The organism is Paraburkholderia terricola (assembly GCF_003330825.1).
In the GTDB taxonomy this organism is placed as follows: Bacteria; Pseudomonadota; Gammaproteobacteria; order Burkholderiales; family Burkholderiaceae; genus Paraburkholderia; species Paraburkholderia terricola.
On record NZ_CP024942.1, the window covers coordinates 820321 to 839259 of the forward strand.

23 protein-coding genes are annotated in these 18939 nt (G+C 66.2%); 14 read left to right on the forward strand and 9 right to left on the reverse strand.

Annotation, left to right across the window (positions count from 1 at the left end; genetic code table 11):
• The 7 genes from CUJ90_RS22200 to CUJ90_RS22230 are packed head-to-tail and all read right to left on the reverse strand — an operon-like array spanning nt 1 to nt 5045.
• Entirely contained in the window at nt 1-480 is a 480-nt protein-coding gene (locus CUJ90_RS22200) for a hypothetical protein (RefSeq protein ID WP_186813999.1), read from the reverse strand.
• Nucleotides 481-488: 8 nt separating this feature from the next.
• Complete coding sequence (gene sctN, locus CUJ90_RS22205; protein ID WP_073431566.1) at nt 489-1811, reverse strand: type III secretion system ATPase SctN; 1323 nt, start codon at nt 1809-1811, stop codon at nt 489-491.
• Nucleotides 1808-2629 (reverse strand): type III secretion system stator protein SctL, encoded by an 822-nt coding sequence (gene sctL, locus CUJ90_RS22210; protein WP_083082845.1) that lies wholly within the window; start codon nt 2627-2629, stop codon nt 1808-1810. Before sctL ends, sctN begins: the two co-directional genes overlap by 4 nt.
• Complete coding sequence (locus tag CUJ90_RS22215) at nt 2614-3333, reverse strand: type III secretion protein HrpB4 (RefSeq protein ID WP_114163946.1); 720 nt, start codon at nt 3331-3333, stop codon at nt 2614-2616. The genes sctL and CUJ90_RS22215 overlap by 16 nt, the downstream gene beginning before the upstream one ends.
• Nucleotides 3330-4100 carry a type III secretion system inner membrane ring lipoprotein SctJ gene (sctJ, locus tag CUJ90_RS22220; RefSeq protein WP_083082848.1) on the reverse strand — a complete coding sequence of 257 codons (771 nt, stop codon included), beginning with the start codon at nt 4098-4100 and terminating at the stop codon, nt 3330-3332. Before sctJ ends, CUJ90_RS22215 begins: the two co-directional genes overlap by 4 nt.
• 29 nt (nt 4101-4129) lie before the next feature.
• A complete protein-coding gene (locus tag CUJ90_RS22225; protein WP_073431570.1) occupies nt 4130-4561 on the reverse strand; it encodes a hypothetical protein in 432 nt (143 codons plus the stop codon).
• Between the two features lie 16 nt (nt 4562-4577).
• Complete coding sequence (locus CUJ90_RS22230) at nt 4578-5045, reverse strand: HrpB1 family type III secretion system apparatus protein (RefSeq protein ID WP_073431571.1); 468 nt, start codon at nt 5043-5045, stop codon at nt 4578-4580.
• 239 nt (nt 5046-5284) lie between these two features.
• Here CUJ90_RS22230 and sctU point away from each other — a divergent pair, with 239 nt between their 5' ends.
• The 12 genes from sctU (at nt 5285) to CUJ90_RS22285 (ending at nt 14510) form a co-directional block, all read left to right on the forward strand.
• On the forward strand, nt 5285-6421 hold the full coding sequence (gene sctU, locus CUJ90_RS22235; RefSeq protein ID WP_421376657.1) for a type III secretion system export apparatus subunit SctU: 1137 nt from the start codon (nt 5285-5287) through the stop codon (nt 6419-6421).
• Between the two features lie 18 nt (nt 6422-6439).
• Complete coding sequence (locus tag CUJ90_RS22240) at nt 6440-8365, forward strand: FHIPEP family type III secretion protein (protein WP_208645282.1); 1926 nt, start codon at nt 6440-6442, stop codon at nt 8363-8365.
• A gap of 14 nt (nt 8366-8379) precedes the next feature.
• Complete coding sequence (sctP, locus tag CUJ90_RS22245) at nt 8380-9210, forward strand: type III secretion system protein SctP (RefSeq protein WP_083082852.1); 831 nt, start codon at nt 8380-8382, stop codon at nt 9208-9210.
• A 13-nt stretch (nt 9211-9223) separates the two neighbouring features.
• A complete protein-coding gene (gene sctQ / locus CUJ90_RS22250; protein WP_114163948.1) occupies nt 9224-10300 on the forward strand; it encodes a type III secretion system cytoplasmic ring protein SctQ in 1077 nt (358 codons plus the stop codon).
• Nucleotides 10284-10931 carry a type III secretion system export apparatus subunit SctR gene (gene sctR, locus CUJ90_RS22255; RefSeq protein WP_073431575.1) on the forward strand — a complete coding sequence of 216 codons (648 nt, stop codon included), beginning with the start codon at nt 10284-10286 and terminating at the stop codon, nt 10929-10931. Before sctQ ends, sctR begins: the two co-directional genes overlap by 17 nt.
• A 4-nt stretch (nt 10932-10935) precedes the next feature.
• On the forward strand, nt 10936-11196 hold the full coding sequence (gene sctS, locus CUJ90_RS22260; protein ID WP_073431576.1) for a type III secretion system export apparatus subunit SctS: 261 nt from the start codon (nt 10936-10938) through the stop codon (nt 11194-11196).
• Nucleotides 11193-12065: a hypothetical protein gene (locus CUJ90_RS22265; protein WP_083082855.1), complete on the forward strand. Its 873-nt coding sequence runs from the start codon at nt 11193-11195 to the stop codon at nt 12063-12065. The genes sctS and CUJ90_RS22265 overlap by 4 nt, the downstream gene beginning before the upstream one ends.
• Before the next feature lie 44 nt (nt 12066-12109).
• Nucleotides 12110-13120 (forward strand): HrpD5 family protein, encoded by a 1011-nt coding sequence (hrpD5, locus tag CUJ90_RS22270; protein ID WP_143031994.1) that lies wholly within the window; start codon nt 12110-12112, stop codon nt 13118-13120.
• Nucleotides 13121-13131: 11 nt separating this feature from the next.
• Nucleotides 13132-13362 (forward strand): hypothetical protein, encoded by a 231-nt coding sequence (locus CUJ90_RS22275; RefSeq protein WP_143031993.1) that lies wholly within the window; start codon nt 13132-13134, stop codon nt 13360-13362.
• A gap of 154 nt (nt 13363-13516) precedes the next feature.
• On the forward strand, nt 13517-13669 hold the full coding sequence (locus CUJ90_RS32890; RefSeq protein WP_167363307.1) for a hypothetical protein: 153 nt from the start codon (nt 13517-13519) through the stop codon (nt 13667-13669).
• Between the two features lie 136 nt (nt 13670-13805).
• Nucleotides 13806-14261: a CesT family type III secretion system chaperone gene (locus CUJ90_RS22280; protein WP_073431580.1), complete on the forward strand. Its 456-nt coding sequence runs from the start codon at nt 13806-13808 to the stop codon at nt 14259-14261.
• A gap of 24 nt (nt 14262-14285) precedes the next feature.
• Entirely contained in the window at nt 14286-14510 is a 225-nt protein-coding gene (locus tag CUJ90_RS22285) for a hypothetical protein (protein ID WP_083082857.1), read from the forward strand.
• Nucleotides 14511-14608: 98 nt separating this feature from the next.
• Here the strand turns inward: CUJ90_RS22285 and CUJ90_RS22290 are convergent, their stop codons facing one another.
• Entirely contained in the window at nt 14609-15475 is an 867-nt protein-coding gene (locus CUJ90_RS22290) for a response regulator transcription factor (RefSeq protein ID WP_114163949.1), read from the reverse strand.
• Between the two features lie 478 nt (nt 15476-15953).
• Nucleotides 15954-16271: a hypothetical protein gene (locus CUJ90_RS22295; protein ID WP_083082860.1), complete on the reverse strand. Its 318-nt coding sequence runs from the start codon at nt 16269-16271 to the stop codon at nt 15954-15956.
• Nucleotides 16272-16590: 319 nt separating this feature from the next.
• On the opposite strand from CUJ90_RS22295, the gene CUJ90_RS22300 reads away from it, so the two are divergent.
• Both CUJ90_RS22300 and CUJ90_RS22305 read left to right on the forward strand, forming a co-directional pair.
• Nucleotides 16591-17085 (forward strand): lytic transglycosylase domain-containing protein, encoded by a 495-nt coding sequence (locus tag CUJ90_RS22300; protein ID WP_083082863.1) that lies wholly within the window; start codon nt 16591-16593, stop codon nt 17083-17085.
• 333 nt (nt 17086-17418) lie between these two features.
• A complete protein-coding gene (locus tag CUJ90_RS22305) occupies nt 17419-18780 on the forward strand; it encodes an RNA polymerase sigma factor (protein ID WP_114163950.1) in 1362 nt (453 codons plus the stop codon).
• The last annotated feature ends 159 nt before the right edge of the window (nt 18781-18939 follow it).

The following is an 18939-nucleotide window of genomic DNA, read 5'->3' on the forward strand; positions in this document are numbered from 1 at the left end:
CTACCTCGCGTAACGGCGCGCCAGCAGGTTTTCCGCGGCTTCCTCGTCGGCGGCGAGTTCGGCGGCCGTGGCGGCGGCCCGCACCAGGGTATCGAGCTTGCGGCGGCATTCGTCCACCGCGGCTTGCGCGCGCGCGAGCGCGGCTTGCACCTCGGCCACCTTCTGCCGCTGACGATCCAGCGCCGTGCGGCGCTTTTGCTCCGCCGCGCGCGCGGCTTCCAGCGCCTCTTTCAGCGGCGCGCGCCAGGCGTCGTGACACAGATAGTCGGAGGTGGCGACGCGCGCCTCGCCGTCGAGCAGGGCCACGATGCGCGCCTCGTGCTCCGCGCGTTTTTGCCGCGCTTCGACATGCGCCTGCGCGGCTTCGTCGAACTGCGCCTCGCGCTCGGCGAGCGCCGCGCGTTCGCGCGCGAGATCGGCCTCGATGCGCTCGCAACGCCGGACCTTGGCGGCGACGATGGTGCGCCACTTGCGAATCACGAGCGCCCTCATGACTGCGCGAAGCCGGAGATGAACGCGTGGCTGTCCTCGCCTTCGGTCAGTTCCTCGGTGCTCTGGCCGAGGAACGATTCGATGGTCTCATGCTGCGCGATCGCTTCGTCGGAGAGCGGGTCGGCGCCCTGCTGATATTCGCCCATCTGCAGCAGCAATTCGACCTCGTCATAGCGGGCGAGCAGCTTGCGCACGTGCCCCGCGCCGCTGCAATGCCCGGGGCTCGCGACCAGCGTCATCACGCGGCTCAGGCTGTGCAATACGTCGATGGCCGGATAACGGTTGCGCGCCGCGATCGCGCGCGACAGCACCAGGTGTCCGTCGAGAATGCCGCGCACTTCCTCGCTGATCGGATCGTTGCCTTCCTCGTCCTCGGCGAGCACCGTGTAGAACGCGGTAATCGACCCCTCCTCGCCCATGCCGGCGCGTTCCAGCAAGCGCGGCAGTTCCGCGAAAATCGACGGCGGAAAACCGCGGCGCGTCGGCGGCTCGCCGGCCGACAGGCCGATCTCCCGCTGCGCGCGCGCGAAGCGCGTCAGCGAGTCCATCATCAGCAGCACGCGCAAGCCGCAATCGCGAAAGTACTCGGCGATCGCGGTGCCCACATAAGCCGCCTTGGCGCGTTCGATCGAAGAGCGATCGGACGTCGCGCACACCACCACGCTGCGGGCCATGCCCGCTTCGCCCAGAATCAGTTCGATGAACTCGCGCACCTCGCGGCCGCGCTCGCCGATCAGCACGATCACGTTGACGTCGCAGGCCGCGCCGCGCGCGAGCATGCCGAGCAGCGTGCTCTTGCCGACGCCTGCGGGCGCGAAGATGCCGACGCGCTGGCCCTCGCCCACCGTCATGAGCCCGTCGATGACCCGCACGCCGGTATGCAGCGGCGTATCGACCATGCGCCGCTTCAGCGGATCGGGCGCGGCGGCCATCACCGGGCGCGGTGCGTCGCAGTGCAACGGCCCAAGGCCGTCGATCGGTTCGCCCAGGCCGTCCACCACGCGTCCGAGCAGCATCTCGCCGACCGGCACCGACAGCGGACGCCCGAGCCCGGTGACGCGCGTGGTGCGCGACAGGCCGGCGACGCTGCCGAACGGCGCGAGCAGCGCGAACTGACGCGTGAAGCCGACCACTTCGGCGCGTTGCAGCAGCACGCCGCGCGCATCGCGCAGCTCGCATTGCTCGCCGAGCGTCGCGTCGAGCCCGCCGACCTTCAGCAAGGTGCCGACGGCTTCGACCACCTTGCCGTGACGCGTCGTACCGTCGGAGACGGCGAGCTCCTGGGTCAACGCGTCGATGAAAGCGGTGACTTCGTTCATTGCGGCGCTCCGGCGGGCTGGTCGGCGAAATGCGGGACATCGAACTGCGGGTCGTCGATTTGCCGATCGTCGAAATGCGGCGCATCGTCGAGCAGTTCGTCGGCGGCGATGTTCACGGCGGCGGCGGTCTGCGGCTCGGTGTCGGTGCGCGTCACGCGTCGTATCGCGCTTGCAATCGCGCGCAACTGCATCGGCAGTCCCGCTTCAATCAGACCGTGGTCCCATTCGCACACGCAACTGCCGGGCTCCGCCTCGGCGTCGCTCACCACCTCGGGATTCACCGGCCAGCGATGCTCGTCGCACACGCGCCGAAACGCGCGCGTCGCCTCGTCGAGGTCGCATTCGGCGACGCGCACGGTGAGAAACGATGTGCCTTCGAGGCTGCGCGACAATCCCACCGCGATCTGCGCGAACAACGCGTCGCGCTCGGCTTCGCCCAACACCCGCGTGACGGTGCGCATGACGATGTCGGCAATGCGCTCGCGCAACGCCACCAGCAGATCGCGCTCGGACGCCGCGCCGTGCAGCATCGCTTCATGCGCTTCGCGGATCGCGCGACGGCGTCCGGCCTCGTAACCCAGGCGCGCGGCGTTGTCGTATTTCGTTTGCGCGGCGCGCAATACGCGCTCAGCCTCTTCCTCGGCCGCGCGCTGTATCGTTTCGGCCTCGCGCCGCGCGCTCGCGAGCAGTTCGTCGGCACGCCGTTCGAAGTGGCCTGACGCGCGATCCAGTTCGATCAACTGCGCCAGTTCCGCTGCTCGCACGACATCGCGCTCGATGCCGATGCCGCCCTGTTGCGCTCTTAGCCAAATAACCATGTCAGCTCCGGAAACAGCATGCAGGCCGCGTATAGAAATTCTTCGGATTGGTCCTCCGCCGCGAGCCCGGCATCGGACGTCGGCGCTTCGCCTGGACGAGCGCAATCGGTGGAATCGGCGTAATCGGTCCCATCATCGGCGTCGGCGTCCAACGTCAAGCCGATCAATCTGCGCGCCGGCGCAAGCGGCCAGGCTTCGTCGCGTTCGAACAGCGCGCGCCCGGCGCCGACCAGCGCATCGACGGACAGATCGGCGGGAAGCGGCGCGCTGGCCGTCGATGCGTTCACGCCCAACTGCGTGAGCGCGGCCAGCGCATGTTCCCCTAACACATCGGCGAGCGCGCGACGCCGCGCGCCCGACACGATCCGGCGCAGCGTGCCGCGCGACGGATAGATCGCGCGCGCAGCGAGCACCGGACGCAGCGACGCCGCGTCGAGCAACGCAAGCCGGTTCGCGCGCGGCGCGTAGGCGCTGAGCGGCAGCGGCGAGCCGAGCCATAGGTCGCGCGCCGCGTAGGCGTCGCGGCGCGCGCGGCCGGTGAACGGCACGCCCCAACGCCGGCATTGCCGCTCGCCGAAGCGGGCCGCCGCGTCGGCAACACGCGCTTCGTAGGAATGCAGCCACCGAAGCTGGCGCCGCGGGTCCGGCATGTCAACGCCGGTCTCGATGGCGGCCGCCGCTGCCTGCGCGCCGCTCACGCTCACGTCGCCGCCCCGCCGGTGCGCCCGCGCAAGCGCGTGCCCATGCCCTTCAGCGCCGCGCCGAAGCGGCGGGCGAGATACGCCAGCGCGGCGGCCAGCGCGGCAGCCCCGGCGATTCCGCCGGCCCACAACCACTCCTGCGGCACGCCCGGCGCAACCGGCGGCGGCGGCTCGGGCGCCGCCGAACCCGGCACCATCGTCACGCTGACGTTGTCGTAGGTGAGCCCCTCGACCGCATGCACGACGAGGTTCTTCAGATTCGGCGTGAGCGTCGACACATCGGTGCCCGGCAGATACTTGATGAACACCGCAGCCGACGACGGCTTGACCGTCGCGGCGAGGGGATCGTTATTCGGCAGCACGATCTGAACGTTCGCATACGCCACCCCGTCGATTCGCGACAGCACCTCGGAGAGTTGCTGCGACACGCCGTAGATAAAGCGCACGCGTTCCTCCGTCGGCGTGGAGATCAGTCCGTCCTTCTTGAACATGTCTCCCAGATTCTGGAAGCGCTGATGCGGCAAGCCATGCGCGCGCAGCACGTCCATCGCCCGGGCGAACTGACCGCTTTCGACCGCCACGCTCCAGGTCTTGCCGCCGTCGTCGCTTTGCTTCGAGACGTCGACCCGCGCGTCGAGCAGCACGGCCAGCATGTCGTTCGCGTCGCTCTCCGACAGTTGCGCGAACAGTTGCTTGCTGCAGCCGGTCATCAACGCGGTCACGCAGCACAGCAGCACGACCGTGCGCGCCAGTTTTGAATAGGAAGCCATTTGAGTCCGTCCTGTCGTTCGCACGCCAACTACTGGTTCTTCATCAGCGTCTGCACGGAGCCCTTGGTGCCCTGAGCAACCGCCTCGCCGACGTAGAGCTTGCCGACCATCTCCGACACCTGAAGCTGCACCTTAATCGACTGAGCCGCCGCTTCCTGCACGGTCATCATCGGCGCTTCGCCGGCGAATCGGTCGACCTCGCCGCGCAGGCTCGCCACCGCATGGTCCTCCTGCGTCACGACTTCCGACAACGCGGACGGACCATGCGTGTGCGAGGCGCTCGGCGGCGACAGACGCGCCGCATCGAGCTTGCTGCGAAACAGGTCGACGAGTTCCGAGGCGGGCTCGGGCAGCGCGCCCGGACCCGACGCGCCGCCGGCTCCCGCGCGGCCGACCGGTTCGTCGGGCCGCACCGCGGAGGCGGCGTCGAGCGGTGGAATGGGTGGGATCGTTGCGTTCATCGCGGTACTCCTTGCACTAGGCGCGCAGATGGCGGTGCTGCATCAACTTCTGAAGCTCGCCGCGGTCGATTTGCACTTCGGCCGCGGGCTTCGCGGCCGAGCCCTGCTTGCCCATCAAGGTCATCACGAGCTCGACGGAATCCGGGTCCTCGTTGCGCGTCGCCACCTCGTTGGCATAGACGCGCCATGCGGGATCGTCGAGACCGCATAGCGACACCGCGAGCAGCGCGGCGACGTAAGGACCGAACGAGCCGCGCAGCGTGCGCTGCTCGAGCGGACGCAGCAGGCGCACGGCCTCGGCGAAATCGCGCCGGCGGATCATCAGCCACGCGTCGTAAGCATGCAATTCGACGAAGTCGGGACGCAGCACGTGCAGCGCGGCAAGCAGCCGCTCCGACTGTTCGATATGGCCGTGCTTCGCGCCGAACATCAGCGCCTCGATCAATGCCGACACAAGCCGGTTACTGCATTTCGTCAGGGACATGGAGCACTCCTTTGGTGATCAGAACGCCGTAGTTCCGCGTGTCTGCCGAGATGGCGGACGACAACGCTGTGGCCGGCGGTGAGCGAACCGTAACGCGGGGTGCTTGCCGCGGCGGCGCGGGACGCCGAACCGCGAGCGCGCCGAACGAACAGGACGCTTCGCCGGCAAGCGGCCCGGAGGCGGGTTCGGCGCCGGACCCATCGCTTCGCCGCGCGCGCGGATCACGGCGGCGCCGGCCGATGACAATCCGCCGCAATCCACTGCAATTCGTTGCAATTCACCGCAATCCACCGCACGAAGGCTTCGCGATGTCCGACGAGAAGACCGAACAGCCCACCGACAAAAAGCTGCGCGACGCGCGCCAGGACGGCGAGACCGTGAAGAGCACGGACCTGCCGTTCGCGGCGATCCTGCTCGCCGCAGCCGTTGGCTTCGGCGTCGGCGGCCCGCGCATGGCGGAACAACTGCGCATCGTGATGCGCAACGGCCTCGACGTGGCGCACTTGCAGACGCCCGATGCGCCGTTGCACGACCTGCTCGCCGAAGCCGGCCTGCACGCGCTGCTGCTGGTCTTTCCGATCGCACTGGGCGCGGCCCTCGTCGGCATCGCCGCGATCGCCGCGCAAGTCGGTTTGCAGATTTCGCTCAAGCCGCTCGAACCCAAGTTCGACGCGATCAATCCCGCGTCCGGTCTGAAGCGCATCTTCTCGGTGCGCTCGCTGATCGATCTCGCCAAGACCGTCATCAAGGCGGTGGTGATCACGGCGGTGCTTTGGAAAACCCTCGTGCTGCTGGTGCCGCTGATGGTCGGCGTGGTGTATGAGCCGATCGGCAGCATCGACAGCATTGCCTGGGGCACGCTGTGCCGCGTGCTCGGCATCTCGGGCGCGCTCTATCTCGTGATCGGCGCAGCGGACTACGGCGTGCAGCATTGGCTGTTCATCCGCGACCACCGCATGAGCAAGGACGAAGTGAAGCGCGAGAACAAGAATTCCGAAGGCGATCCGCACATCAAGGGTCAGCGCCGCAAGCTCGCGCGCGAGTTCGCTTCGTCCGATCAGCAGCAGCCGGTCAAGAACGCGAGCGTGGTGGTGGTGAACCCCACGCACTACGCGGTCGCGCTGCGCTACGTGCCCTCCGAATCCGGCTTGCCGCGCGTGATCGCCAAGGGCGTGGACGCGGAAGCGCGCGTGATCCGCGAGGAAGCGGCGCGGCGCGGCATACCGATCGTCGGCAATCCGCCGCTTGCGCGGGCGCTCTACCGCGTGGCGCTCGAAGACGCGATTCCCGAACCGCTGTTCGATGCGGTCGCCTCGGTGCTCGCCTGGGTGGAAAGCATCGGCGGACGGCGCGACGGCACCGAGGCAACCCCCTGACATCCGATGGAGAAGGCCATGTTGAAGACGCTCCGCCTCAATGAGTTCGGCGGCGAGGTGGCGATCGCGTCGCTGATCGTCGCCGTGATTTCGCTGATGATCCTGCCGCTGCCGCCGTTTCTGATCGACGCGCTGCTTGGGCTCAACATCACGATCAGCGTGGTGCTGCTGATGGTGACGATGTACGTACCGTACGCGACCTCGCTGTATTCGTTTCCGTCGCTGCTGCTGTTCACCACGTTGTTCCGGCTGTCGCTGAACATCGCGTCGACCAAGTCGATCCTGCTGCATGCGGAAGCCGGGCACATCATCGAGAGCTTCGGCGAGCTGGTGGTGGGCGGCAATCTCGTGGTCGGCCTGGTGGTGTTCCTGATCATCGCGACAGTGCAATTCATCGTGATCGCGAAGGGCTCGGAGCGGGTGGCCGAAGTCGGCGCGCGCTTCACGCTCGACGCGATGCCGGGCAAGCAGATGAGCATCGACGCCGACGTGCGCGCCGGCAACATGACCGCCGAGGACGCGCAAAAGCGCCGCGGCATGCTGGCGATCGAAAGCCAGTTGCACGGCGGCATGGACGGCGCGATGAAGTTCGTCAAGGGCGACGCGATCGCCGGCCTCGTCATCACGCTCGTCAACATTCTCGCGGGCATCGTGATCGGCGTGAGCTATCACGGCATGACCGCGGGCGAAGCGGCGAACCGCTTCTCCGTGCTGTCGATCGGCGACGCGATGGTCTCGCAGATTCCCTCGCTGCTGATTTCGGTGGCGGCGGGCATTCTCATCACGCGCGTCGCCGACGAGCACAGCAAGCCCAGTTCGCTCGGCACCGAGATCGTGCGCCAGCTTTCCACCAGTTCGCGCGCGCTGTATAGCGCCGCCGCGCTGCTGGGCGGCTTCGCATTGGTGCCGGGCTTTCCGTCCGCGCTGTTCGTCGTGCTCGCGGTCGCGCTGTTCGGCGCGGGCCACGTGCTGCGCAAGCAGTTGAAGGACAAGCAGCCGCACGCCGGGCCGGAACTGTCGTCGTTGCGTACCGACGGCTACAAGGGACAGCCGCCGACCATCGGCGAGCATCCGCCTTCGTTCGCCGCGCCGCTTTCGGTGCGCCTCGCGCCGCAGCTGGCGACGAAGCTCGACACGGCCGAACTCAACCGCGCGTTCGACGCCGCGCGCCGCGCGCTCGTCGACGAATTGGGGCTGCCGTTTCCGCGCACCGCGGTCTGGACCGCTGCGGCGGTGCCGGACGCTTCCTATCAGATCCTGCTGCACGACGTGCCGCAAGCGCCGGTCGAACTCGCGCCCGCGCGCAGCGGCCGCGAACAGGCGCTCGCCGACGCGGTGGGCAACGCGGTGCGCGAACACGCGCATCTGTTTCTCGGCTTGCAGGAGACGCAATGGATTCTCGAACGCGTCGGCACCGAATATCCGGGGCTCGTTGCCGAGGTGCAGAAGGTGGTGCCGGTGCTGCGCATCGCCGAAGTGCTCAAGCGGCTGCTGGAGGAACACGTGCCGATCCGCAACTTGCGCGCGATTCTCGAAAGCCTGGTGAACTGGGGCGCCAAGGAAAAAGACCTGCTGCTGCTCACCGAATACGTGCGTGGCGATCTGGGCCGCTTCATCGCGCATCGGGCGACGGGCGGCACCGGGCAGTTGCCGGCGATCGTGCTGGACGTGGAGGTCGAGCAGACCATCCGTCAATCGATCAAGCAGACGCCGGCCGGCAACTTTCTCACGCTCGAACCGCAACAGGTCGAACAGTTGCTCGAGACGCTGGAGGAACTGGTCGGCATGCAGCCGCCGCCCAACCTCGCGATCGTCACGTCGATGGATATTCGCCGTTACTTCCGCCGCATGATCGAGCAACGGATGAAGTGGCTGCAGGTGTATTCGTTCCAGGAACTGGGGGATGACGTCGATCTGCGGCCGGTCGGGCGCGTCGCCTTCTGATCGGGAGCGACGCGATGACACGAATTCGCTCCACGCGCGAAGTGCGCATCACGCCGCCGGCTCCGCCGCGTGCATCGGCCACGAGCGCAACTAGCGCAGCAAGCGGCAAAACCGCCGAGGCCGACGCCGATGCGCAACGCTTCGGAGCGCTCTTCGAGACCGCGCGGCTGCGCGTCGGCGAAGGCGAACGCGATGACATGCCCGACCAGGAAGCACCGGACGATTCCACGCCTGACGACGACGGTTCCAGCGACGACACGCAAGATCGTGAAGCGGCCGAGCGCATCGACGCCACCGATGCTCCCCTGTCCCTGCTGCCCGCCGTGCCTCCGCTTCCGCCCCTGCATGCGCTGAACGGCGCATTGCTCGCCATCCGCGAGCAACGCCGCACGTCCGCGTCGGACGCACAAGGCGTGGCGCGCAAGACCGGCGTGCGCGGCGCGACGAGCGCATCCGGCCGGCAGACCGCGCAAGCCACGCAAGACGCGCAAGATACGCGGCACGTGGCCGCCGAACCTTCATTCGACACGCAGATGATTCGCCGCTGCACCCAGGCGATCGAAGGCGATCTTCTCGCCGAGCATCTCGCGGAACGTGTCGCCGGATTTTGCACGAGTCCCGCCGTCGAACGCACGGGCCAGTGGGACGTCGCCGTCGAACTCGACCCGTCCATTTTGCCGCGCACGGAGCTGCGTTTGAGTCTTTCGGGCTGGGGTTTATCGCTTCGTTTCGATAGCCGGGACGCGCGGGCGCGGCAGCTAATCTGTGACAACAGCAACGAGCTTAAGACCCGCCTCGAAACGCGTCTCGGCGGTCGTATCGCGGTGGAAGTCACGGTCATCTGAAGGGTTCGAGATCATGTCAATGCCTCAAGGCTGCACCAGCATCGGCGACCGGTTGCGCTGCTATACACCGGCGCTCGCCGGCGTGTCGCGCGCACTGTTCGATGCGCGCAGCCGGTTTGGCGTGAAACCGGCTGCGGCGCAATCCTCGTCGTCCCGCACGGCGCGTTTGCGTATCGGCAGCGCGCATGGCGAACTGTGCGTGCGTGTCGACGTGAGCGGTCATGCCGCGCTCGAAGCGATTGCCTCGGAGCCGGACCAGGACCGCCGCGCGGCGCTCGGCAATCTGTGGCTCGCCGCGCCGCTCGACACGCTTGCCGGTCACGGCGTCGCGCAACCCTCGGTGCTGGACATTTCGCTCGATGCCGAACAGCCCGGCAACCACGACACCGCGAGCGCGCTCCACTTCGAATTCGGACACGCGGACACCGCCGCCCACACGGCGGCGCTGCTGGAAGTTCCCGCGCCGCTCGCGGCCGCGCTGGAGCGCCGCATAACCGGCACGCGCGCGGCTTCCGCCGCGCTGCCCGACGCGCTTGCCGCCATCGCCGTGCCGACCCGCATCCGCTTGCGCAGCCGCCGTTGCACGACGGCGCTGCTCGCTTCGCTGCGCGTGGGCGACGTGCTGCTCGGCTGGCCGCGTGCGAGCGGCCATGCACAAGGCGCGCCGCTCGAACATGCGAGTGCGCTATGGGGCGCGGCGGATGGCCGCGTCGCCTGCGCGCAGGCCCGCATCGACGGCCACCACCTGATCCTTGAAACGTTCCCTGAGACGATGAGCCACGATCCCGATCTTTCCCTTGAGAGCACTGCCGGGTCCACCGGCGAGACCGCCGCCGCGGAGCGCACCGTCGATCTGAACGATATGGAACTGCCCGTGCATATCGAGGTGGCGACCGTCAATCTGCCGCTCGGGCAAATCGCCGCGCTGCGGCCCGGCTACATCCTGACCTTGCCGCTCAAACTCGCCGATGCGGAGATCCGTCTCGTCGCGCATGGGCAGACGCTCGCGCTCGGCGAACTCGTCGCGGTCGGGGACAACCTCGGCCTCCTCATCCAGCACATTGCGAACTCCGATGAACGGCACACCTGAAATCGCCTCGCTGCTCGTCGCGGCGCTCGCGCTGGCCGTCCTGCCATTCGCCGCGATGGTGGTCACGTCCTACACGAAGATCGTGGTCGTGCTCGGGTTGCTGCGCAACGCGCTGGGCTTGCAGCAGGTGCCGCCCACTTCCGTGCTGAACGGCGTCGCCATCATGGTGTCGTGCTTCATCATGGCGCCGGTCGGCATGGAAGCCATGCACCGCGCGCAGCTCTCCAACGACGCCGGTTCCGGCATGCAGGTGATGCCGCTTCTCGACGCCGCGCGCGAGCCGTTTCGCGTGTTTCTGAAACGTCATGCGTCGGAGCGCGAGAAGGCCTTCTTCCTGCGCTCGGCGCGCGAAATCTGGCCGCCCGAGCGCGCCGCCGAACTCAAGCAGGACGACCTCATCGTGCTCGCGCCCGCCTTCACGCTGAGCGAGCTGACCGCCGCCTTCAAGATGGGCTTCCTGCTGTATCTCGCCTTCATCGTGATCGACCTCGTCATCGCGAACGTGCTGATGGCGCTCGGGCTGTCGCAGGTCAATCCGACCAACGTGGCCATTCCATTCAAGCTGCTGCTGTTCGTTTCGATGGATGGCTGGTCGACGCTGATTCACGGTCTCATCTCCACCTACAGGTAACGCCGTGGAATACGACGCGATCACTCATTTCACCACCCAGGCGCTCACCCTGTGCCTGCTCGTGTCGTTGCCGCCGGTGGCGGTGGCGGCCGTGACCGGCCTGCTCATCGCGTTCCTGCAAGCGGTCACGTCATTGCAGGATTCGAGCATTTCGCAAAGCGTGAAACTGGTGGTGGTCACGGTCGTCATCGTGATCGCCGCGCCGTGGGGCGCGGCCGCGATCCAGAACTTCGCGCGCAACCTCGTGCAGGTGATGTTCACATGAGCATTTCACGCATAGGCGGCGGCTATACGCCGCCCGCCGATCTTTCCGCGGATGCCGATGCCGCCGCCCAGCAGCAGGCGGTGCAGGTCCCCGCGCCTCACCATCATGGGCATGGACTGTCGCGCGCCAAGCGTCAGTCGCTGAGAAAGCGACGCAGCGCCGAAAGCCCCGATGCGAACGACCCGGCCGCCGAGAGTGAAGAACTCTTGATGATGCTGGACCAGCATCTGAAACGAAGCGAAACCGGCCTGACCCGGGTCGAGGCGCGCGAGTCGGGCGGCAATCAGCATGCGTTCGATCAGGACGAGCATGCCGCGAGCGCGGGGCCAAACGACAAACGGGCACGTTCCGACGACACCCGCGACCTGCCAGCGCGCGCGCTGCCGATGCGCTTTGCACCGCGCATGGCGCGTGACGAAACGGCCTTGCTCAAGCACTGGCGCGCGGCCATTCATGGACCGGCACGCCTGCATACCGATCGAACCGGGGCGGCGCTCATCGGCGTGCAAACGGCGACGCGCATCGACGAACCGGCCCCGGCGGGCAAGGATGCCGCGCGTGCGAGCCCGACCTATGCCGTGCTCGCCATCGTCCGCGAATTCCTGCAGATGCCGGACGACAAACGCACCTCGCGCGCCACCCTCGCCCAGATACGCGACGAGCTCGTGTCCGCATCGACGCGAGCAGGACGTGAAACGCACAACGGCATGCGCGGGGCCGCTCAACGCCCGCTCTCCGCCGCGGAGGAATCGATGAATCTGCTGTTGCCCATCGCGCTGCTCAACCTCGGACGCAGCCGCACCCGCGCGGGCCGCGCGATGGGCATGTCCGCGCTTGCTGCACTGATCCGCCGCGGACGCGGATGGTGACGGCGGGCGCCATCCCGTCAATCACAATCGAAGAGGTTTCGTTCATGTCCAAAGAAATTCGCGTACTGACCGGCTTCCATGCCGGCGCTCAAATAGAGTTGAGTACAACAACGATGTCGATCGGCGCCAAACCCGATGCGGACATCCTGATCAACGACTGGAGCGAGTGCACTATGCAGTTGGCAATCGATGCGCAAGACAACGTGACGATCGGCGTGCCGGACGACGCCGACGTCATGTCGATGGACGACTTCATGCCGCGACGCTTCGGTGAAGTCGTGTTGTGCGCGGGCCCTGCCGACGCGCGCTGGCCGTCCGATCTGCAACTGATGGAGTCGATGCTGGCGGCGCATCACGAAGGGCGCAAGTACGACGGCGAAGCCAGCGACGGCGTGTTTCCGGCCGGCCCGCCCTCGACACCGATCGTCATGCGTGCGCGCCGCGCGCCGTGGGTGCATGCCGGCGTCGCGGCCTTGCTGATCGGTTCGATGGGCGCCGCCGCCGTGGTGTTGCCGGCCGGCAAGACGACGCTCGCCGCCGACCGGCCGCAAGCGCGCGCCACGCTCGCCGACGTGCAACAGGCGCTCGCGCAGCTGCACCAGCCGGATATCACGGTGACGCGGCAAGCGGACGGCTTTCTCGTGACGGGCATCGCATCGAACACCGCCGACGCCCGCCGAACGCGCGCCGCGCTTCAGGCACTCGCGGGCAACCGCCTGAACTGGAGCGTGCGCTCCGGTGACGAGATCGCCGGGTCGCTCGCGGAATCGCTGCACGAAGCGAACGTGCGCGTGCGCTACGCCGGCGCAGGCCGCCTGGAAGTGACCGGCAGCGCGCGCCATCCCGGCGAAGTGAGCCAGGTGGTCGAGCGGTTTCGCGGCGACATGGCGCCGCTCGTCGAGCGCATCGACGTGGACGTGACGCGCACCGACGATCTGCGAGTCGCCGGCGACATCGATTCGGTGTTGTCCGCGGACAGCGTGAAATACGTGGAATCGAGCGACGGCACCAAGAATTTCATGGCCGAACTGCCCAGCAACACCACCCTTCATTGAGGATGACCAACATGTACGAAGCGATGACCGACAAACTGATCGACGTGCTTGCCGATCTGCCGCAAGCCGTGGCGCAGCCCCATCGTCAGGGGGAAGTGCGCGAACTGGCGGACGCACTCGATACGGTGGCCAACACCGTGGCATCGCGCTCGACCGATACGGGCAGCACGGAAGCCCAGGCCGGACGTGTCGTCGTAGACGGATTTCGCGCCGCGGCGCAGTTGTGCCGCAGCGCGATGTAGCAGTGCGCGTGCAGCGCGGCGCACCTGATACACGCGGTGCGCTGCACGCGAGCAGTCGTGCGCAGCCCAGCGGGCACGCACTTTTTCCCCGACGTTCCGCATGGGGCGGAATGTTTAGATGCCGTACCAACTGTCTCTTTCGAGGATATTCATCATGAGTGCACCTGTTTCCAGCGCAGCAGCAACCGGCAGCTCCGTTTCCGAGATCTATCAGGCAATGGCTGAAGAAAACGAAATCAACAAGGCCAACACGCTCGCGAAGATTGCGACGATGGGTCTGAAGGCCGCGAAGGACATCGTCGGCTAAGCGCTCCGGCGCGCCATCCGGCCGCGCATGGTGCGCCGGTTGGGAACCGTCCGCGGTTCCTGACCGGCTTTTTTTTTGCTCCACGGCGTGGGCTTACACGCCGGACATAGGCTCGTGAAGCGATTCGACCATAGCGATGAGTATCGAAAGACGTGATGAACTGATCCGCGAGATTTGCGAACTGCGCGACATGCCCGCGCCGGACGCCGCGCTCGAACGCGGTGTGCTGGAGATCGACGGCTTCGACGCGGCGATCGACCATTTCGAGGAAGATCCGGACGCGCTGTACATGACGTTCCAGTTCGGCATCGTCACGGCGGGGCGCACGTTGCGCGTGTTTCGCCTGTTGCTGGAGGCGAATCTCGCCGTCTACGCGCAGGACCAGGCGCAGCTCGGCCTGGAGGCGGATACCGGCGCGATCGTGCTGATCGCGCGCGTGGCGTTGAGCGAGGAAATCACGGGGCAGTGGATGCTGGAGCTGATCGAGCACTATGTCGAGCATGGCCGCTACTGGCGGGACAACATCTTCGTCGCGCGAGACGACATGTTCGAGAATCTCGCGCGTGGCGATTACGTGTGGATCCGCGCATGAACCCTTTTTTCAACGGAGAATGAAATGACGCAAGTCAGCCACAATCACAGCACGACCAGCAATCCGTCGACCCACAAGACGGACGACAAGGACACGAAGAGCAAGGACAAGAAAGACGACCAGGGAGGCAGTCAGAGCGACCTGGATGCGGCGATCCAGGCTTTCGGCTCGCAGGTGATGATGCAGATCTTCCAGGACCAGCAGGAACGCCGGGCGGAGGACCGCGAGGAGGACGAGGACGCCGCCTGAGCGCGTGAGCGCGGGCCGCTCGCGTCATGTGTCGTGACGCGGCGACCCGCCGGCGCCGGCCGCCTCGACAGGCGAGGCGCGACGCAAGCGGACGGCCGCTACGCCGCCGTCACGACGAACTGCGCGGAGGAATCGCACGCGCGCTCGAGCAGCGTTGCGTCGCCAGCGCGCCGCGTGCCGCCCTGCCCCAGGCTTGCCGGCAACCTGTCGAACCCCGGCTGCGCGCCGGCGTCGAAGCCGGACTGCGCCGCCTGAGCGACATCGAGCTTGTAGCCGAGCGCATACACGGTCTTCAGATTCAGCTCGGCGGTGCGCGATAGCTGCAGCTTCTTGCGCAGCTTGTAGATGTGCTGCTCCAGCGTGCGCGCGGCGATCTGCTCCGTCGCACCCCACACGCCGGCTGCGATCTGCGCGCGGCTAAGAAATTTTCCGGGGTTCGAAAAGAACATCCAGGCGATGGAGAACTCGCGCGCTGTCAGCGCAATCTCGACGCCGTCGATCGTCGCGAGACCGAGGTCGCGCTGAAGCACATAGCGGCCGATCTGGATCTGATGCGTGACGGTATCGGAAAAACGCCGCTGCAACGCCACGTGGACGCGAAAGCGGATCTGCTCCATGTCGAAGCGATTCACGACGTCGGTCGCGCCCGCATCGATCCAACGCAACAGACCCGACCAGCTCGACTGGTTCGTCAATACGATCACGGGCGTGCAGACATCGGCATTGCAGTCGCGCCACGACAGCAACGCGCTGGTTGGCGTCGGCTCGGTCTTGGCGTCGATCAGCACCAGGTCATAACGGTTCGCACGCATTGCGCGCAGCAAATCGAGTTCATTCGAGAACGACTCGATGACGACCCCGTCTCCGGCAAAGGCTTCAGAAACAGTCCGTCGAAGCAGCCGGTCGTCAGTTGCAATGGCAAATAGCAGGTTATTGTTCACGGCGGTTCGCATCCAAAAAAGCATCCACGCTTCTCGATTCCAGCCGTCACCCCTCCAGCGGAGACGGCGGCGTTTCCCCAAAGCACAACTTTTTATTCCCTCGCTCGTCTGGTCGTCGTGGTTTTAGTCAATGGCCTTAGCGGCGCGATGCAAGACCCATTGCATTGCGCCACCGGCATTGATCGTATCGAGCGAGGTCTCTCTCTCCGTTAGTGCATCGGGAGCACGCGGTGGATGCGCATGACGCGGATATTTTCATGCGAGGCGCCGGAACTCGATTCGCGAGCCGAGGCATCTTCCGACAACTCTCGTGAATTGCGTGCCATTCCACGCGATACAGTCATGAACCGGCTGGCGCGGCGTCATGCGAAAAAAATCACGGCCTTTATGGCGACTGAAAGTCTCTTGTAGTGTTGATGACCGTTGCCTTACGCCACGCGAACCACGAATCCGTCACGACGGCTGCGCAATAGTGGATTCCGCTGTTGATGCACACGCATGCTTACTGTTCCGGATTGCCAAGCGAGTCCGTCCTGGATGCGCCGCTGTCCGCCAGCAAATGACGTCGCGTGAGCCAATCGATGTTGTGCCGGCCCGGCTCGTCCGCCGCACGCGTTTGCACATGCGCGGCACGCGGCGGCATCGAGGTCTTGCCTGCTGACGCCGCGGCGCTCGCCGGACGTCGCGGCAGCAACAGCGCGCCGGGCGCGGTCAGGCTGCGGGCAACCGGCCTCGGGCTGACGCCTGCCCTCGGCAGCGTGGCCGTGTCCGCGCTGGAACGGGTTCCGTGGAAGAAACGCGAAAGACGGTTGATCGTCATAGAACCCTCGCAATGGAGCCTGTCACTTGAAGCGGTATTGAAGCCTGACTGAAGCCTGACTGAAGCCGTATTGAACGATTCGCCAGGCACCGCGCCGCCATTGCCTTGCGAAAAGCTGAACCCTTGCGCGAATGAACGCCCACGCCAACGTCCTTCACGACCGCGCAAATACTGGGACAACCATCGATACGCGCGCCTCGCGCAACAGGGTTCGCACGCGACCTCATGTTTTCGCGCCGCCGCTTCGAAGCCCATACGGAAGGCGATCACAATCGCGCCGTTCACCGGTACGTACCGGCACGCATTCGAGGAGACCGTCATGCACCACGCCATCCGTTATCGTCCGCCGCTTGCGCGCCGCGCGCTGATCGCCGTCGCCGTCGACCTTGCGCTTGCGCTCGCCGCGCAATCCGCATGGGCCGACTGCTTCGACGACGCCGGGGCGTATCAGCGTGTCAATCCGATGGTGCTGCGCGCGATCGCATGGCAGGAGTCGCATAACCGGCCCAACGCGACGCATCTGAATGCAAACGGCTCGCTCGACTACGGCGTCATGCAGATCAACTCCATTCACCTGCGTGAACTGTCGCGCTACCACATCGATCGCGATGCGCTGATGCAGCCGTGCAAGAACGTGTACATCGCGGCCTGGCATCTGCGCGGCAAGATGGATAAATACGGCAACACGTGGGCCGCGATAGGGGCCTACCATTCGGAGACGCCCGCCGAGCGCGACGTGTACGCGCGCCATATCGCCGCGATTCTCGGGGGCTGGCATCAACTGCGGCAGCCCGAGCACGCCGCTCAAAAATGATGTCCCGAACCGGCCGGCGCCGCCGCGCGATTAAGCGCGCCTTTTGAGGTTTGCGCCGGCAGTTAGCGACGCGATTCATCAACAAGTCATATACTTCCCGATATCTGGAACGAGAAAACGACGCTCCACCTCCCTACAAAACGATTGCAATAATTTTCCGGCTATCAAGGCGGTATCCTCATACCCTGGCAAGCGCGGGCGCAAGCATGCAGGCCGCGCGGCAGCGTATTACGCGACCAGCCCTTGAATCCGCGCCTCGCTTGCCCGCATGACGCACAGCCGTTCTTCGGTTCGGCGTGCGAGAGTCAACGAGGAAAACAATGAGGAACGCTGATGGCGCCAACCCCAGCCCACGACACGCGCGTTTTCTGGTCCAGCTCCGCGGGCCGTTCGATGCCGGCTGTCATGCAGCGTCATGGGGCGCGGGCTTTACGGCCGCCCCATCTGATCGCGGACCCGTCGCCGGCGGTGGTGTTCGTCGATTGCGCCAGCGTCGAGGCCGGCGCGGAGATCGAGAAATTGCGCATCGAGAACGGCGACGAGCACTACCTGATTCCGGTGCTGCCCGAACGCTCGGCGGAGCGCATCGTCTCGCTGATCGCGCGGGGCGCCAACGATGCCGCCGACGACCTCGACCTGCTCGACCCCGAACCGATCATTGCGCGCGCTCTCGATCAAACCCGGCTGCTCTCCTTCGCGCGCGACGGCGCGGTTGATTTTCCCGCCTTGCAGCGTCACGCGGACGGGATGGTCTCCCCCGTCTTCTTCAAGGACGCGAACGGCATTTACACCGGCTGCAACCCCGTATTCGAAAACTTTCTGGGCCTGGATCGCGGCGGCATCCTCGGCAAGTCGGTCTATGACATCGCGCCCTCGGATCTGGCGCTCACCTATCACAAGGCCGATCTCGACCTCGCGTCCGAAGGCGGCACCCAGGTTTATACCGCCGGCGTGCGCCATGCGGCCGGCCTCGTGCGCACCGTGCGCTTCTATAAAGGCGTGGTTCATGACGACAGCGGGCGCATCACCGGCATCGTCGGCGCGATGCACGACATCGGCAACGAGCGCGGCCACGAAGCCGCGCGCCTGGAAATCGACGAAGTCACGCGGCACATGTCCGCGAATGCGTGGAAAAGCAACGGCTTCCCGTCGTCGGTCGATCATGACCGGCCCCTGCTCGATCGCATAGCGGCCGGCGATGCCTCCGCCCTCTCGCGTCTGTACCGGCTCTACCATCGGCGGCTCGCCCGCTTTCTGAACCGGCTCACGTGGAAGAACGAGGTGATCGACGAAATCGTCAACGACACCTTCATGATCGTGTGGCAAAAGGCGGGCGAGTTCCGCGGCGATTCGAACGTGTCCACATGGATCATCGGCATCGCGTATCGCTCCGCCCTGCGTTCGTTGCGCGATCAGCGCCGTTCGGAGTTCGAGCTGCTGGATGCCGATCACGCCGATACCCTGGTTCAGTACTGGCACGACCATGAGCTTTCCGACCTGCTCTCCAAGGCGCTCGATCTGTTGCCGGCCGAACAGCGCCTCGTGATGGCGCTGGCTTACGTTCTCGGGCATTCCGTCGAGGAGATTTCGCAGATCACGGCTTGCCCGGTGACGACGGTCAAGGCGCGCATGCATCGCGCGCGCGCCAAACTGCGGGAAACGATCGACATACTTGGCAAGGCCAAACGTAGCTGAACGCGGCGCGACATCGCCTGGAAACCGCAAGGCGGTGCTCGCGAGCGAAAGCGATCTCGATCCGCCTGACGGCGGCTGAATACCGCACCCTCTCCATCCTCCCTGCTCGCGGTGGCGCAATCGTCGTGGAAAACGTTCGCCCCAAGCCTTGTCGTTTCG